The sequence below is a fragment of the Nitrobacter sp. CN101 genome (assembly GCF_055390255.1).
On record NZ_AP038833.1, the window covers coordinates 3,182,121 to 3,194,977 of the forward strand.

At 58.3% G+C, this 12,857-nt stretch carries 12 protein-coding genes; 4 read left to right on the forward strand and 8 right to left on the reverse strand.

The window, feature by feature from the left end:
* Positions 1-56: 56 nt before the first annotated feature.
* The 5 genes from ACZ5IL_RS16095 to rpiA all read right to left on the reverse strand — a co-directional run bounded on the left by ACZ5IL_RS16095 (position 57) and on the right by rpiA (position 4,675).
* Positions 57-410: a diacylglycerol kinase gene (locus ACZ5IL_RS16095; protein WP_464593032.1), complete on the reverse strand. Its 354-nt coding sequence runs from the start codon at positions 408-410 to the stop codon at positions 57-59.
* Position 411: 1 nt separating this feature from the next.
* Complete coding sequence (locus ACZ5IL_RS16100) at positions 412-1,800, reverse strand: class II 3-deoxy-7-phosphoheptulonate synthase (protein ID WP_464593034.1); 1,389 nt, start codon at positions 1,798-1,800, stop codon at positions 412-414.
* Positions 1,801-2,039: 239 nt separating this feature from the next.
* Positions 2,040-3,425 carry a glutathione-disulfide reductase gene (gene gor, locus ACZ5IL_RS16105; RefSeq protein ID WP_464593036.1) on the reverse strand — a complete coding sequence of 462 codons (1,386 nt, stop codon included), beginning with the start codon at positions 3,423-3,425 and terminating at the stop codon, positions 2,040-2,042.
* A 19-nt stretch (positions 3,426-3,444) separates the two neighbouring features.
* Positions 3,445-3,954 (reverse strand): DUF2059 domain-containing protein, encoded by a 510-nt coding sequence (locus tag ACZ5IL_RS16110; protein WP_079446267.1) that lies wholly within the window; start codon positions 3,952-3,954, stop codon positions 3,445-3,447.
* 25 nt (positions 3,955-3,979) lie between these two features.
* On the reverse strand, positions 3,980-4,675 hold the full coding sequence (gene rpiA / locus ACZ5IL_RS16115) for a ribose-5-phosphate isomerase RpiA (protein ID WP_464593038.1): 696 nt from the start codon (positions 4,673-4,675) through the stop codon (positions 3,980-3,982).
* A gap of 177 nt (positions 4,676-4,852) precedes the next feature.
* Between rpiA and gph the strand changes: the two genes are divergently transcribed.
* The 4 genes from gph to ACZ5IL_RS16135 all read left to right on the forward strand — a co-directional run bounded on the left by gph (position 4,853) and on the right by ACZ5IL_RS16135 (position 9,360).
* A complete protein-coding gene (gene gph, locus ACZ5IL_RS16120) occupies positions 4,853-5,551 on the forward strand; it encodes a phosphoglycolate phosphatase (protein ID WP_464593040.1) in 699 nt (232 codons plus the stop codon).
* Positions 5,552-5,817: 266 nt separating this feature from the next.
* On the forward strand, positions 5,818-6,849 hold the full coding sequence (gene moaA / locus ACZ5IL_RS16125; protein ID WP_079446264.1) for a GTP 3',8-cyclase MoaA: 1,032 nt from the start codon (positions 5,818-5,820) through the stop codon (positions 6,847-6,849).
* Between the two features lie 364 nt (positions 6,850-7,213).
* Entirely contained in the window at positions 7,214-7,753 is a 540-nt protein-coding gene (locus ACZ5IL_RS16130; protein ID WP_464593042.1) for a TRAP transporter small permease subunit, read from the forward strand.
* Positions 7,750-9,360: a TRAP transporter large permease gene (locus ACZ5IL_RS16135; RefSeq protein ID WP_464593044.1), complete on the forward strand. Its 1,611-nt coding sequence runs from the start codon at positions 7,750-7,752 to the stop codon at positions 9,358-9,360. Before ACZ5IL_RS16130 ends, ACZ5IL_RS16135 begins: the two co-directional genes overlap by 4 nt.
* A 235-nt stretch (positions 9,361-9,595) precedes the next feature.
* Here the strand turns inward: ACZ5IL_RS16135 and ACZ5IL_RS16140 are convergent, their stop codons facing one another.
* From ACZ5IL_RS16140 to ACZ5IL_RS16150, 3 genes are all read right to left on the reverse strand, one after another.
* Complete coding sequence (locus ACZ5IL_RS16140; RefSeq protein WP_464593046.1) at positions 9,596-10,684, reverse strand: TRAP transporter substrate-binding protein; 1,089 nt, start codon at positions 10,682-10,684, stop codon at positions 9,596-9,598.
* A 194-nt stretch (positions 10,685-10,878) separates the two neighbouring features.
* Positions 10,879-12,018, reverse strand: coding sequence for an Mrp/NBP35 family ATP-binding protein (locus tag ACZ5IL_RS16145; RefSeq protein ID WP_464593047.1), 1,140 nt, complete (start codon positions 12,016-12,018; stop codon positions 10,879-10,881).
* 148 nt (positions 12,019-12,166) lie between these two features.
* Positions 12,167-12,556, reverse strand: a complete 390-nt coding sequence (locus ACZ5IL_RS16150) for a VOC family protein (protein WP_464593049.1) — start codon at positions 12,554-12,556, stop codon at positions 12,167-12,169.
* Between the last annotated feature and the right edge of the window lie 301 nt (positions 12,557-12,857).

Sequence of the window (12,857 nt, forward strand, 5' to 3'; positions counted from 1 at the left end):
CGGTTTCCCGCGAAGTGGACACCGGTTGGGGACGAGAAAACACATCCGATCAAAACCTAAAGGAGGCCCATGCGTTCGGCGATGGCACTGCTCCAGGCCAGACCTATGATGAGCAGCACTACGCCAACAGCAGCCGAACCCATATCCTTGACGCGCCCGATCTGTGGATCATGATCGGTCGTCAATCGGTCCGCCAGTTTTTCGATCGCGGTATTCAAAAGCTCAACCACCAGAAGCAGCAGAACCACCGCAACGAGTTCAGCACGGCGGGCCGCCGTCGTTCCGACAAGCCACGCCAGCGGCAGGGCCAGCAATAGCGCGGACAATTCCTGTCGGATGGCCTGCTCGGAACGGGTGGCAAAGATCAATCCGTTCCAGCTATTGATGGTAGCCCGCCATAAGCGCAACACCTCAGAGACCTGCTACCGCGGGGATTGGCTTCGCCTTTCCGTTCCGATCGTGCCTCAGCAACTCGGCAATCAGAAACGCCATGTCGATCGACTGCTCGGCATTCAGGCGCGGATCACAGACGGTGTGATAGCGGTCGTTAAGATCCTCGTCCGTGATGGCGCGCGCGCCGCCGATGCACTCGGTGACGTTCTGCCCGGTCATCTCCAGATGAACGCCGCCGGCGTGCGTGCCCTCCGCGGCGTGAATACTAAAGAACGACTTGACCTCCGACAGGATGCGGTCGAACGGACGGGTCTTGTAGCCGCTCGTCGACGTGATGGTGTTGCCGTGCATCGGATCGCATGACCACACGACAGCACGGCCCTCGCGCTTCACCGTGCGGATCAGTTGCGGCAGATAATCGGCCACCTTGTCCGAGCCGAAGCGGCCGATGAGCGTCAAGCGCCCCGGTTCATTCTCAGGATTTAGCACGTCGATCAGCTTCAAAAGTTCGTCCGGCTTGAGCGACGGGCCGCACTTCAGCCCGATCGGATTCTTGATGCCGCGGAAATACTCGATGTGGCCATGATCAAGCTGGCGGGTGCGATCGCCGACCCAGATCATGTGGCCTGACGTCGCGTACCAGTCGCCGGTCGTGGAGTCGATCCGCGTCAAGGCCTGCTCGTAACCGAGCAGCAGCGCCTCGTGACTGGTATAAATGTCGGTCGACCGCAGTTCCGGATGACTCTCAAGATTGAGCCCGCAGGCACGCATGAAATTGAGCGCGTCGAAAATACGATCGGCCAATTCCTTGTAGCGGCGCGACTGCTGGGAGTCCTTCAGAAAACCAAGCATCCATTGATGCACGCTGCCAAGATTGGCAAACCCCCCAGTCGCGAAGGCACGCAGCAGGTTTAGCGTCGCCGCCGACTGCCGATAAGCCATGATCTGACGGTGTGGATCGGGTATTCGCGACTGTGCGTTGAACGTAATGTCGTTCACGATGTCGCCGCGGTAGCTCGGCAATTCGACGCCGTCGATCTTCTCCATCGGAGACGAGCGCGGCTTGGCAAACTGGCCGGCAATCCGGCCGACCTTCACAACCGGCAACGCGCCGGCATAAGTCAGAACCACCGCCATCTGTAGCAGCACGCGGAAGAAGTCGCGGATGTTGTTGGCGCCGTGCTCGGCGAAGCTCTCGGCGCAGTCTCCGCCCTGCAGTAAAAATGCCTCGCCGTTTGCGACTCGGGCCAAGGCTTTCTTCAGGTTGCGCGCCTCACCCGCAAACACCAGCGGCGGAAACGTAGCAAGCTGCGCTTCGACTTCGCCCAATGCCTTCGTGTCCGGATAAACCGGAACCTGCTGCACGGGCTTGGTGCGCCAGCTATCGGGTGCCCAGCGCTCGGACATAAGGTCAACTCCTGAGCAAAAACCGTCACTTAACGGGGATGAAGACCGGTATATACACTCACCGGCCGGGCCGCGCCAGTTGGCATTAAGTTTTGCCGTATAAGGCGTTGTGATAAAAGGAATACTTTCTTCCGACTTATCGAGAAAGACCCCGATCCTGATAGGCGTCGGACAACAGCTGCTTTCAGGTATGTCGCCGGATCAAAGTCCTCAATACCCACCGGGTTCGGCTCGAACGTTCACTCGCTGCCTGTACGCACATGGCGTTCAGTGGGCGTCCGCATCGTCACGAGTTCTTCGGCCGCCGTGGGATGCAAGGCCATGGTGGCGTCGAAATCGGATTTGGTCGCCTTCATTTTGATCGCAATGCCGAGAACCTGCACCATCTCGGCCGCGCTATCGCCGACAATGTGGCAACCCAGCACGCGATCCGTCGTCGCATCCACGACAAGCTTCATCAGGATACGGGTATCGCGACCAGACAATGTCGCTTTCATCGGACGGAAGGTCGTCTTGTAGATATCGACGTGGGTAAACTGCGCGCGAGCCTGCGTCTCGGTCAAACCTACCGTGCCGACCTCGGGCTGGGAAAAGACCGCAGTCGGCACATCCGCATGATCCACGCGTGTGGGCTTGCTCCCGAACACCGTATCCGCAAACGCGTGCCCTTCCCGGATGGCAACTGGCGTCAGGTTGAAGCGATGCGTGACATCGCCGACCGCATGGATATGCGGCACGTTCGTTTGCGAAAAGCCGTCAACGGCAATGCCGCCGTTCTCCGGGTTGATGGCAACGCCTGCCTTCTCGAGGCCGAGATTTGCAACGTTTGGATGCCGGCCGATCGCAAACAGCACCTGATCGGAGGCAATGCTCGACTCGTTCGATAAATGAGACGTGAACTCGTCGCCGTGCCGATCGACCCTTTCGACGACGCAACCCGTCAGGATCGTGATGCCGTTCTTTTCCATTTCGGCGCGGACATGAGCGCGGACGTCATGGTCGAAGCCGCGCAGGATATTATCGCCGCGATAGATCAGGGTCACATCGCTACCGAACCCGGCAAAGATGCAGGCGAACTCGAGAGCGATATATCCGCCGCCCTGAATCGCAATTCGCTTCGGCAGCTCCGCGAGATGAAACACCTCGTTGGAAGAGATCACGTGCTCGATGCCGGGAATGGCACGTCCGTGGTTGGGCGCGCCCCCTGTTGCGATCAACACATGCTTCGAACGGATCGTCTCACCAGTCGTTAGTCGGAGCGTGTGCGCATCCTCAAAGACCACCCTCGTCTTGACGACCCGCACGCCCGCCTTCTCGAGGGTAGACGTGTAAGCCGCCTCGAGCCGGGCGATCTCCTTGTCCTTGTTAGCGATCAGCGTCGGCCAATCGAACGTTGCGGACGAAATCGACCAGCCAAAACCGGCGGCATCCTCGATGTCGTGGCGGATATGAGAGCCGTAGACCAATAGCTTCTTCGGCACGCACCCCCGGATGACGCAGGTACCGCCCATCCGGTATTCTTCCGCAATCACGACGCGCGCGCCATACCCGGCGGCGATGCGCGCGGCGCGAACGCCGCCCGACCCACCGCCTATGACGATCAGATCGACGTCGAAATCAGCCATGCTGAGGAGCTAGCCGAACTCAGATTTCCTTGCCGCGCTTGCGCATTTCCGCGCGGAATTCGCCATTGACGACATCGGCGAACTGCTGCGCCCATTCGTTCATGTATTTCATGCTCGCCTCGATCGCCTTGGGCTCCTCTGTGATCAGCTTTTGCCCCAGCGCAGACTTGTAGAACGTGACAAGGTCCTTCAACTCCTGCTCCGTGAAATGACTGGCATAAATCTTTGCCATGCCGTCGCCGATCTCCTTCTCACGGCCCGCCAGCGACTTGGCAACGATCAGGGCAACCTCGTTGAGATCCTTCTGATAGTTCAGGTTGGCTTGAAGCAGCGTGGTCTTGGTCCGCTCGACCATGCCCGGAATGGCATTTGCGTATATCGCCCCCGCGTGCTTCAGCGTCAGAAGTTCCTTGGCCGAAGCGACGGCGGCGGCCGTCGGCTGGCTGGCTTGCTGAGCTTGTGCAAGGGCTGGGAACGCGAGCGCCACGGCAAGACAAGCTGCTGGCAGAAACTTTGAAAGACACCTCATCTCAATTCTCCTTATTGCGGCGCTATCACCGCTCGACAATGCGAATTCCCTGCGCACCCGCCAGCATCGCCACGCCTGCCAGGCCAATGAAAAGGCCGTGTTCGACGACGCCAGGTATCGGATTCAACAGTCCGGCCAGATAGGATGCATCGGGTATTTGCCCAAGATGGGCATCAAAAATCCAGTGGCCGCCATCAGTGACGAAAGCATGACCATCCGGTCCCTTTCTGATGACCAGTTCACCCGAAACGCCGGCTTTTGCAAACACCTCCGTAATCGCACGTCGCGTTGCGGCGAGCCCGAACGGAATGACTTCGATCGGCAGGGGAAAGCGGCCCAGCCGCGCCACCCACTTTGTCTCATCTGCGATTACGATCATGCGGTCCGACGCTGCAGCCACGATCTTCTCGCGCAGAAGCGCCCCGCCGCCGCCCTTCACCAGATTTAGATCGGGGTCGATTTCGTCGGCGCCATCAACCGTCAGATCGAGCCTGTCGAGGTCGTCCAGGGTGGTCAGGGGAATGCCGCACCGCTCCGCGTCGGCTCGCGTGACCTCTGATGTCGGCACGCCCACAACTTTCAACCCGTCGCGCACGCGCTCGCCCAAAAGCTCGACAAAGTGCTTGGCGGTAGATCCCGTTCCGAGACCCAGTCTCATGCCGTCCTCGACATATTCAAGGGCACGCGCCGCAGCCTGTCTTTTCAATGCATCCAACGTCATGAGGACCTCGATCTTGCGCGGCCTCGCCCTGGCTGCGAGGCATTTCCAGGATGGTTACTAGCGGCGTTTGGCCGGAAGGAACAGGGCGTCGGGTGTTTTTCGTCGCCTTCCGAGAGCCGAGGCCAGCCGCACTTCACCCTTGCATGTCCGGCGGGAGGCGGATACCGATCCACCATCATGACATCTTCCTCTCCTCCCATGGTCGTGTTCGACCTCGACGGGACGCTGGTTGATACCGCGCCCGATCTCGCCGCCGCGCTCAACTTCGTCCTGGACCGCGAGGGCCTGCGCACGGTGTCGTTGCCGACAGCCCGCTCGATGATTGGCGCAGGGGTTCGCCGCATGATCGAACGTGGCCTTGAGCATGAGGATCGCTCGGCGACACCCGATGAGGTCACGCGGATGATGGGCGACTTCATCGACTACTATACGGCGCATATCGCTGACGCATCGCGTCCGTTTGAGGGACTTATCGAGGCGCTCGACGAGTTGTCGGCGCGAGGATATCGTTTCGCCGTCTGCACCAACAAGCTGGAAGCGCTTGCCAAGCTGCTGCTGGACCAACTGGGGTTGAGTTCGCGTTTTTCTGCAATCTGTGGCGGTGACACCTTCGGCGTGTCCAAACCGGATCCCGCGATCTTGCGGCAAACGATCGCCCGTGCGGGGGGCAACCCCCAAACCACCATTATGGTTGGTGACGCAGGTCCCGACATAGGTGTGGCGCGCCGAGCTGGAATCCCCGTTATCGGGGTCACATTCGGCTATACCGAAGTCCCGGTCGCAGAACTCAAACCCGACCGTGTTATCAGCCACATGAGGGAACTGCCGGACGCGGTCGCCGCACTGCAAGCTGCGACTCTGAACGTAACCGGCTGATCAATCGGTCCGGTCGATCTGGTCTGAGATATTATCGCGATTGAGGCCGTAGCGGGCGATCTTCCCCGCTACACGGTCCAGCCGGCGATGGTGGGACGGTTCGCCGCCTCGAGGGATCACGCGCCGTCTCGGCCTGCTCCGGTGCGTTAATCTCAATGGATTTCTTGCGCACTGCAGCAGAGCCGGTACATTGTGCCCCGGCCAGAACACGCTTACATTAGAAAAGAAACAAATACCTCCTACGCCGTTGCAACAAGGCAAATGAAATGACCGGTTGTTCTGCCCCCGCCGAGACTTCGGGCTCCCGGAAAATGGTCGACCCGTTCGGCCGAAACATCAGCTATTTGCGCGTGTCGGTCACGGATCGCTGCGACCTTCGCTGCTTTTATTGCATGTCCGAGGATATGACTTTTCTGCCCAAGGCGGATCTGCTCACGCTGGAGGAGCTTGATCGTCTGTGCTCCGCTTTCATCGCCAAGGGCGTGCGCAAGCTGCGGCTGACAGGTGGGGAGCCTCTGGTTCGCCGCAACGTGATGTCGCTGATCCGCTCCTTGTCTCGCCATCTCGGGACAGGGGCGCTGAAGGAACTGACGCTCACGACAAACGGATCGCAATTGGCCCGTTTCGCGAACGAGCTTAAGGATTGCGGCGTGCGACGGATCAACGTGTCGCTCGATACGCTTGACCCTGCCAGATTTCGTGAGATCACACGCTGGGGCGACATCCAGAAAGTCATGGCAGGCATTGACGCTGCACAAGCCGCGGGCCTCGCGGTCAAGATCAATGCGGTTGCGCTCAAACACCTGAACGAGGACGAAATTCCATCTCTGATGGAATGGGCGCACAGTCGAGACATGGCACTGACTCTCATCGAAGTCATGCCGATGGGCGATATCGGCGCGTCCCGCGCCGATCAGTACCTGCCGCTATCCATGCTGCGCGCTCGGCTCGAAGGTCAATACACCCTCACAGACCTCGATGACAGTACAGGCGGTCCCGCCCGCTACGTTCGGGTCAGTGAGACCGGCGGCAAACTTGGCTTCATCACGCCGATGACCCACAATTTCTGCGAATCCTGCAACCGCGTCCGTATCACCTGCACGGGCACCCTGCATACCTGCCTCGGACACGAAGACGCCTCCGATCTGCGCCGGCCGCTCCGCGCATCACCCACCGACGATCTGCTGTACGAAACGATCGATCGCGCCATCGGCCTCAAACCGAAAGGCCACGATTTTATTATCGACCGTCACAACCGTCCGAGTGTAAGCCGTCACATGAGTGTAACCGGCGGGTAGCGGATTTAGGTATCCACCCGTCTGGCCGTATCCCGAGGCGAAGGTTGGCGGACCTGCCTTGACGGTATCGGTGATCCATTATGCGTGGGACTTGATCCGAAACCCCAAAGGCTTCTATCCAAGTCGTGATTTCCTGGAGCCTAACGCTATAACCGCTCAGCGGTCCGCCACCCCCCAAAACCATCAACGGCCCGGTTGACTGCGGCAACGTAGCATTGGAATGGTGCGGCGCCCTTCATAGCCAGCATCCGACAGGCCGCCGTATTCCACAATCTGGCACAAACAACCGCCGTTGCGGCTTCGGAGAGATGCCTTCTGAAGTCCGGCTTCAGTGATCGCGGTCGACAGCCGCCAGGAGGAATTGATGCGTCCGTTACTGGCGCTTAGCACAGCTATCGACCAGCTCAATGAAAAGGTTGGGTACGTATGCAATATCCTTGTGCTGCTTGCCGTGCTGGTGAGTGCCGGGAATGCGATGATCCGATATGCCTTCGACTACAGCTCAAACAGCTGGCTCGAATTGCAGTGGTACATGTTCGCCATCCTCGTAATGTTCGGTGCATCTTTTACCTTCAAACGCAACGAACACGTCCGCGTCGAGATCTTCTATCTGCTCCTGTCCGAGCGCGGCAAGCTCTGGCTTGATCTCATCGGGACCCTTTTTCTTCTCATTCCGGCCTGCCTGTTGCTCAGCTACCTGTCCTGGCCTTTCTTCATGCAGTCTTATGCGATCGGCGAAATGTCGGGAAATGCCGGTGGTCTTGTCCGCTGGCCGATCAAGCTCGTCGTTCCCCTCGGATTCGTCATGCTCGCGCTTCAAGGTGTCTCGGAAGTGATCAAGCGGGTCGCGGCGCTACTCGGCGTCGTCACGATCGATGCGACATACGAGAGGCCGACTCAATGATCACGCTGGAAATGATGCCGCCGATGATGTTCGGCGGCCTGGTTCTGGCGATGTTGATCGGCTTTCCGGTCGCCTTCACACTGGCTGCGGTGGGGCTCTCATTCGGATTCCTTGCGATCCATCTTGGCTTCTTCGATCTGAATTTCCTTCAGGCCATACCGGGGCGCGTGTTCGGGAGCGTGCTGTCTAACGAGTTGTTGCTCGCGATTCCTTTTTTTACGTTCATGGGATCGGTGCTTGAGCGCTGCGGCCTCGCGGAGGACATGCTCGACTCGATGGGCCAACTGTTTGGACCAATCCGCGGTGGCCTTGGCTATTCGGTCATACTTGTCGGGTTAATCCTCGGCGCCATCACCGGCACGGTCGCTGCTCAGGTGATCGCCATGGCGCTCATCTCGATGCCCGTGATGATGCGGTACGGCTACAACATTCGCTACATCACGGGCGTGCTGGCAGCATCCGGCACCATCACTCAACTCGTTCCGCCTTCCCTGGTGCTGATCGTCCTAGCCGATCAACTCGGAAAATCAGTCGGCGACATGTATCTCGGCGCGTGGGGCCCTTCGCTGTTTCAGATCGTGCTGTTCGCTGGCTACACTTTCCTGCTTGGTCTCTTCAAGCCCGATCACGTCCCCCCGGTGCCACAGGAATCCCGCACGCTCGCCGGCTGGCCGCTTTGGCGCAAGTGCCTGATGGGCATCATTCCTTCCGCCGTCCTGATCTTCGTCGTGCTCGGCACCATGATGTTGGGCCTTGCGACTCCGACGGAAGCAGGTGCGATGGGCGCTGTCGGCGCTATCGTGCTGGCAACCATTCACCACAAAGATTTCAGCAGTACCGGCCAAAAACTCCTGATCATCGGCGCGATCACCGGAGGCATCGGAACACTCGTCGGAATTTTCGTGGCCAAAGGATTGATCTTCAAGATCGCGTTCGCTGTTACCTATCTCGCAGTCGTGTGGATTTGTCTGGAAGCTGTCCGCATCCCGGGACTTCGTGACCTCATCAAACAGGGTTATCAATCGACGATGCGCCTCACGACCATGGTGACGTTCATTTTGATTGGATCGACCTGTTTTTCGGTGGTGTTTCTTGGGGTATCCGGCGGTGAGTGGCTCGAACACCTGCTGACATCGCTGCCAGGTGGCGTATGGGGCTTTCTCATCTTCATCAACGTCTTCATCTTCTTCCTGGCGTTTTTCCTCGATTTCTTCGAGATCGCCTTCATCATCCTGCCAATGATCGCTCCGGTGGCCCAGAAACTTCTCGCTCCCATCGTCGGTGCGGACGCGGCCTTGATCTGGTTCGGCGTTATGATCTGCGTCAATATGCAGACCTCGTTCCTCCACCCGCCATTCGGTTTTGCACTGTTTTACCTGCGCGGCGTCGCCCCACGAGAGGTAAAGAGCTCAGACATCTACTGGGGTGCGGTGCCCTGGATTGGACTGCAGATCATCATGGTCGTTCTTGTGATCGCGGTCCCCGCGAGCGTGACAAGCCTGCTCGGAAAATCGGCAACCGTCGATCTCAACAAGATCAAGATCGAGGTTCCGATTATCGATGTAGCGCCGCTCGATTTGAGTCCAGCACCAACAAACCGACAATAGATGCAATCTCAGGATTCGTTCCTAGAGCCTTATCGCTTCCGATAGCGTCAGAAGCGAAGCTCTAGATTATTGTTTTGACGCGTTCTCTTCACGCGAACCGGCATCCACTTCGCTCGAAAACACCATAGCGAACTCCACTCGCTCAAGCGATTACAGCGAGCCTGAATATCGGACAAAAGGACACCGGCCTTCGCGCGAAATAGGACGCTAAACGACGCTCGATGTCCGAATGTTATCAGCCTCGCGTCCGCGATCGGATCATAAAAGTGTCGTAGGTATACTCGGCCACCTGCCACCACAAATACTGGTCCGATCGATAAGCTTGCATCGCGTCGATCGCCTTCTTGAAGTCCGGATTGTTGGCTGAAATCTCATCCCACAATTCGTTCGTGGCTTTCAGGCAGGCGTCGAGAACATCGTTACTGAACGGCCGAAGTTGGGCGCCACCTGCAACGAGCCGCTTGAGGGCGGCAGGATTTTGCATGTCATAGCGAGCTGCCATCCAGGTGTTGGCCGTCGCCGCCGCATTCATCAATATCGCCTGATAGGTCTTTGGCAACGTGTTCCACTTCTCGAGATTGCAGAACGCATGGATTGTCGGTCCGCCTTCCCAGAAACCCGGATAGTAATAGTATTTGGCGACTTTCTGAAAACCCAGCTTTTCATCGTCGTAGGGGCCAACCCATTCGGCCGCGTCGATCGCACCCTTCTCAAGCGAAGGATAAACGTTACCCCCGGCAAGCTGCTGCGGTACCACACCGACCTTCTGCAACACCTGACCGGCAATGCCGCCGATCCGCATCTTCAGGCCAGACAAATCAGCTACGGTCTTGATCTCCTTGCGGAACCAACCGCCCATCTGCGTACCGGTGTTGCCGCAAGGAAACCCGATGACGCCGAACTTCTTGAAGAATTCGTTTGCAAGCTCATTGCCGCCGCCCTGAACCAGCCAGGAATTCTGCTGGCGCCCATTGAGCCCGAACGGGACCGACGCGAAAACCGCGAAGGTGGGATCCTTTCCGACATAATAATACGAAACGGTATGACTCATCTCGACCGTCTTGTTGGCCGTCGCATCGAGCGCCTGCAATCCAGGAGCGACCTCCTCGGCCGGGAAAACCTGGATCTGGAACTTGTTGTCGGTCATTTCCGCAACTTGCTTGGTAAAGACCTCGGCAGTGCCATAGATCGTGTCGAGCGATTTGGGGAAGCTCGACGTCATGCGCCACTTGATCTCAGGTGCCGATTGCGCAATCGCCGGTGAGGCAACGGCCGAGACAGCGGCACCCGCGGCCGAACCTTTCAAGAAATCACGACGTTTCATTAGATACCCCTTTGACGATAGTTCTTGAGATTCCAGCGAAGACACGAACTTGACCCTCGCTGATCGCGTTGCAGCGAACCCCGCAAGCGAATCTCAAACTCGAAACTTGAAACTCGAAACTGTTGCTAGTGGTACTCTGATTCTGAAATTTGCAAGCCTTCTGCCGTGACGGAAATGCAAATCTTAGAATCGGATCACCGGGCTACGGCGACCGCGTCGTGGAGCCGGTCACGAATATTTTCGGCGATGGCACGATAGATCGCCGCATGGGAGCCGTCAGGCTGACTCTCGACTACCGGATGACCGGAATCGGAAGTCTCGCGAATCGACATATGAAGCGGGATTTCACCAAGGAACGGTACTCCCAGCCGTTCCGCCTCGTGTCGCGCGCCCCCATGGCCAAAGATATCGCTTCGCCCCCCGCAATGCGGACACTGAAAGAAACTCATGTTTTCGATAATGCCGAAAACCGGCACGTTGACTTTTCTGAACATGGCAAGTCCGCGCCGTGCGTCGATCAGTGACAAATCCTGCGGTGTCGAAATGATGACGGCGCCCTTAAGCGGCACATTCTGAGCCAGCGTCAGCTGAGCATCGCCGGTCCCGGGCGGCATGTCCACGACCAGAACGTCGAGCTGGCCCCAAGCCACATCTCGCAGCATTTGCCTGATCGCCGAGGCCACCATCGGACCGCGCCAGATCATCGCACTTTCTTCCTCGATCAGAAAGCCGACCGACATGATGGCAAGGCCAAAACGCCCGATGGGCACTATCTTCTTGTCATCCGTCAATTGCGGCTTTTCACGAATACCGGTCAATCTCGGAATCGATGGCCCATAAATATCGGCATCGAGCAGACCGACACGCAAGCCAAGATCCCGTAGCCCCAGCGCGAGATTGAGCGCGGTGGTCGACTTGCCGACACCGCCCTTGCCGGAAGCAACGGCAACAATAGCAGCGACTCCGGGAATATCCGCCTGTCGCGCCATCGGTGAAGTTGATGCCGGATTTTGCGGCAACCGACGTGTTGACACGTGCGGAATCCCTTGCTCCGACCGCGACGATAAACTTGGCGTCGTGCTGTCCGGCTTGCGTTCGGCTGTCAAAGCCACCATCGCGACCGACACTCCCGGAATCGCGCGCACGGCCGCTTCGGCGTTGGCGCGAACCTCCTCCCAGACCTTGATTTCCGGCGCCTCGACGTTGATAGAGAAAAATACCTTGTCGCCGTTGACAGCGATCTCCGACAGCACATTGGCGACGGTCAGCGCCACGCCACGGGGAGAGAGCACACCGGCCAGCCGGTCGAGAACTTGCTGCGGTGTTACATTCAAGTCGTCTCTCCTGAGTCGGCGCTCTCTGCTTCGAAAGCATGGTCTACATGGCTACCCGCCGCAGCCGGGTCAACGCCTGTACCGTGGCTAATCGAGAAGGGGCGAACGAACGGCCGCAGCCCGCCTCATCCCGTCGAAGTCGGAAAAATCAGACCCGTTCAGCCACAGCGTCATAGTTGAGTTCGATCAACACGCCATTCGGGTCGCTGACGAAAATCTGCCAGATGGCTCCGCCGGGGACTTCGCGAGACCTGAACGTGAACCCTTTCGACTGAAGGCGCTGTTTCATGCCCCTGAAATCGCGGCTTGCGAAGGCGATATGATGGACAACACCGGAATCCGGCTTTTGGGGTTCGGAGGTCGGCGCGATGTCGACGAGGTGAACCACAGGCTTGCCCTCGCTGTAGAGCCACGCGCCCGGAAACGCGAAATCTGGTCGATCCCCGTTCGTCAGACCGAGAATCTCCTCGTAAAACCGTACCGTCTCGGCAAGTTTGCGGGTCCGGATATTGAAATGATCGAGCATTCCAACGCTCATGCGCGCTCCCTTGTCCGGCCCGGAAATGATGTCCTATTCCACTCTAACGCGTTTTGAATCGCGTTGGAATTCGTTCGTCACAATACCCGTCGCCTCCAGACTCCTTCAGGCTTTCCGACCTTTGCCGCTGCGATCTCAAGAGCTATGCTGATGATGGCGAGATTTCGCAGCTCGAGCTTTCCGCTTCTGATGAATCAGAAGCGGTGCTCTATGGTTTTGATTTGACGCGTTTTCTTCACGCGAACCGGTGCCCGCTTCGCTCGAAAACGCTATAGTTCATCGCAACGCGCTCATCACTCAG

Excerpts from the sequence above, each read along its gene's own strand:
- ACZ5IL_RS16150 (WP_464593049.1), bottom strand. The coding sequence starts at position 12,556 with ATGAGCGTTGGAATGCTCGATCATTTCAATATCCGGACCCGCAAACTT.
- moaA (WP_079446264.1), top strand. The coding sequence starts at position 5,818 with ATGACCGGTTGTTCTGCCCCCGCCGAGACTTCGGGCTCCCGGAAAATG.
- ACZ5IL_RS16110 (WP_079446267.1), bottom strand. The coding sequence starts at position 3,954 with ATGAGGTGTCTTTCAAAGTTTCTGCCAGCAGCTTGTCTTGCCGTGGCG.
- gor (WP_464593036.1), bottom strand. The coding sequence starts at position 3,425 with ATGGCTGATTTCGACGTCGATCTGATCGTCATAGGCGGTGGGTCGGGC.
- ACZ5IL_RS16100 (WP_464593034.1), bottom strand. The coding sequence starts at position 1,800 with ATGTCCGAGCGCTGGGCACCCGATAGCTGGCGCACCAAGCCCGTGCAG.
- ACZ5IL_RS16135 (WP_464593044.1), top strand. The coding sequence starts at position 7,750 with ATGATCACGCTGGAAATGATGCCGCCGATGATGTTCGGCGGCCTGGTT.
- ACZ5IL_RS16130 (WP_464593042.1), top strand. The coding sequence starts at position 7,214 with ATGCGTCCGTTACTGGCGCTTAGCACAGCTATCGACCAGCTCAATGAA.
- gph (WP_464593040.1), top strand. The coding sequence starts at position 4,853 with ATGACATCTTCCTCTCCTCCCATGGTCGTGTTCGACCTCGACGGGACG.
- ACZ5IL_RS16140 (WP_464593046.1), bottom strand. The coding sequence starts at position 10,684 with ATGAAACGTCGTGATTTCTTGAAAGGTTCGGCCGCGGGTGCCGCTGTC.
- rpiA (WP_464593038.1), bottom strand. The coding sequence starts at position 4,675 with ATGACGTTGGATGCATTGAAAAGACAGGCTGCGGCGCGTGCCCTTGAA.